This window comes from Mesorhizobium sp. M7A.F.Ca.CA.001.10.2.1, from assembly GCF_003998575.1.
Lineage (GTDB): Bacteria > Pseudomonadota > Alphaproteobacteria > Rhizobiales > Rhizobiaceae > Mesorhizobium.
Genome location: NZ_RZQY01001313.1, coordinates 1 through 524, shown reverse-complemented (window position 1 = coordinate 524; position 524 = coordinate 1). Strand labels below are relative to the sequence as shown.

1 protein-coding gene is annotated in these 524 nt (G+C 62.4%); it reads left to right on the top strand.

The features are described from left to right. On the top strand, positions 1 to 524 hold a 524-nt coding region (locus EN964_RS36830), incomplete at both ends, for a branched-chain amino acid ABC transporter permease (RefSeq protein WP_164776597.1).

Below are 524 nucleotides of genomic sequence, written 5' to 3'. Positions count from 1 at the left end.
GCGTGGGCTTGAACATCCTGACCGGCTATGCCGGCCAGGTGTCGCTTGGCAGTGCTGCTTTCATGGCGGCCGGCGCCCTTGCCGCCTATAATTTCAACCTGCGTGTCGAAGGCCTGCCGCTGGCCGGCAGCATCTTCCTGGCCGGCATAGTGGCGGCCGCGATAGGCGTCGTTTTCGGCCTGCCGAGCCTGCGCCTGAAGGGTTTTTATCTCGCGGTTTCGACCCTTGCCGCGCAGTTCTTCGTGCAATGGGCGTTGACCAAGTTCAGCTGGTTTTCCAACAACTCGGCGTCCGGCGTCATCGACGCGCCGAGACTGTCGATTTCAGGTTTCGCGCTCGACGGCGCCATCGGCCGCTATTTGTTCGCGCTGACCATCGTCACGGTGCTGACCTTCCTTGCCTATAGGCTGGCCTCGTCGCAGACCGGGCGCAACTTCATCGCCATCCGCGACAATGAAACCGCCGCCCGCATCATCGGCATTCCGGTGCTGAAGACCAAGCTTCTGGCCTTCGCCATCTCGTCC